Here is a 1,981-nt window from a genome sequence, read left to right as displayed (position 1 = left end):
CCGTGGGGGGCCGCCGCGACCTCGTCACCGTACTGCCGTGCGACGCGTCCGCCCGGATCGTACACACCCTCTGCCGAGCCGAGGGAATACCGCTGGTGGGCGGTGGGGGCACCGACCTGCGTACGGGCTTCGCCCGCGCCCTGCGAAGGGGGCCCCGACCGGATGTCATCGTGGTCCTGACCGACGGTCAGACGCCTTGGCCGAGCAGCCGGCCACCGTGCCGGACGGTGGTCGGCCTGTTCCCCCGACAGCGCTCGTCCGCCTCGTGGGACGAGGACGACCCCGACTACGTCCCGGACTCACCGCCCGAGTGGGCGCGGGTGGTCGCCATCGAATCGACTTCCGCCGACAGGTGAGTCCTTCGAAGCCTCCCGGGACGGGACACGGCCGGAAACACCTGCCGGTGCGACGCGCTGGGCGGGGCGGGCAGCGTGTGTCCGGGGGCCGTGAGGAGTCAGCGGGACCTGATCTCGTCGGCGTCCAGACCGCGGTCGACGCCGTGGGGGACGACCTGCTGGCCCGGCTCGGTCTCCAGCCGCCGGCCGTCGAGACGGACCTCGACCCGGTCCGGCTCGAAGGAGACCATGTCGTCGATGCGGCCGACCTCGGTGTAGGCGGCACGGTACGACCAGGCGGCGCGGTGTGCGGTGCCGATGTCGTAGTAGTCGCACAGCCCCTTGTACGGACAGAAGGTCTGCCCTTCGACGGGAGTCAGCCGGCTCTCGTCGACGTCCGCGCGCGGGACGTACCAGCGCGGGGCGAAACCGGACTCGTAGAGCACGACCGGGTGCTCGGTGCGGGCCACCACGGCGCCCTCCAGACGGACTTCGAGTGTGCGGGAGGTGTCACGGATGTCGATACGGTGGTACGGGTCCGCCGCGTGTCCCAGGATGCGTTCGTCCTCCTCGTAGAAGGCGTCCATCGCCCGCCAGGCGAAGGCGACACGGTCCTCGAACGCGGCGGCGTGCTCGGGCGGAGCGGTGAATTCCCAGGCGGCGCGCTCGGTGGTCCGGTCGCCCGCGTGCACGGCGTACCAGGTGGTCTCACCGAGATCCTGATGCCGGGTGACCTTGTCGCCCGCGACCAGAGCCCGCGGGTCCACGTCCGCGCGGGGGTAGTAGGCGACGGGGTAGCGGCCCGGCTCGTGCAGGAGCAGCACGTTCTCGCTGTCGGCGATCCAGGTCCCGTTGAACCGCACCCGCATACGGCGGCGCAGCGGCTCGGCGAACAGCAGGCGCCGCGGCAGGGGTTCGGGAGTGAGGAAGTGTCCGATCGCGCTCGCCGAGAGGGGCCCTTGCTGCCAGGAAAGTCCCATGGCTCGTTCCTTCCGGGTGCGGGGTGACGGGCACCGGGCGCGGCGGACACGTGCGCCCCGAGGGGGTGTTGTCGGGGTCCGCTCCGGCCGTCCCGGCCCTGGCGCGTCAGGCGACGACGCGGCCGAGGAAGTCGCGGATGTACTGGGTGATGTTCTCCAGGTGGCTCTCCAGCGCGAAGTGCCCCGATTCGAGCAGATGGATCTCGGCCTGGGGCAGGTCCTGGCGGAAGGCCTCCGCGCCCGCGGGACCGAAGATCTCGTCGTTGGCGCCCCAGACCGCGAGCACCGGCACCTGGGAGTCGCGGAAGTACTGGTGCACCTTCGGATAGAGGTCCACGTTGGTGGGGTAGTCGCGGAAGAGCCTGAGCTGGATCTCGTCGTTGCCCGGCCGGTCCAGCAGGGCCTGGTCGTGGACCCAGTTGTCGGGGCTGACGAGGGTCGGGTCGGCGACACCGTTCACGTACTGCCAGCGGGTGATCTCGGGGGTCAGGGCACCGCGCATGGGGGCTTCGGTCTCCGGTCCGGGCGCCTCGGCGTAGGCGAACACGCCGTCCCAGAAGGGTTTGACAAAGCCCTCGACGTACGCGTTGCCGTTCTGGGTGACGATCGCCGTGACACGGTCCGGGGCCTGCAGCGCGAGCCGCCAGCCGATGGGCGCCCCGTAGT

General features: G+C 71.2%; 3 protein-coding genes. 1 reads left to right on the top strand and 2 read right to left on the bottom strand.

All coding sequences use genetic code 11. From position 1 onward, the window contains the following. Window positions 1–356, top strand: a 356-nt coding sequence (locus ABZV34_RS38940) for a VWA-like domain-containing protein (protein WP_356287864.1), incomplete at its 5' end; no start/stop codon positions are given. Window positions 357–454: 98 nt separating this feature from the next. Here the strand turns inward: ABZV34_RS38940 and ABZV34_RS38935 are convergent. Further along, a complete protein-coding gene (locus tag ABZV34_RS38935; RefSeq protein ID WP_356287861.1) occupies window positions 455–1,315 on the bottom strand; it encodes a DUF427 domain-containing protein in 861 nt (286 codons plus the stop codon). A 106-nt stretch (window positions 1,316–1,421) separates the two neighbouring features. Beyond that, window positions 1,422–1,981: alpha/beta hydrolase (locus ABZV34_RS38930; RefSeq protein WP_356287858.1), on the bottom strand; the 560-nt coding region annotated here is incomplete at its 5' end.

Source organism: Streptomyces sp. NPDC005195 (genome assembly GCF_040608315.1).
In the GTDB taxonomy this organism is placed as follows: domain Bacteria; phylum Actinomycetota; class Actinomycetes; order Streptomycetales; family Streptomycetaceae; genus Streptomyces; species Streptomyces kaempferi.
This window is presented reverse-complemented; position numbering and strand designations above follow the sequence as displayed.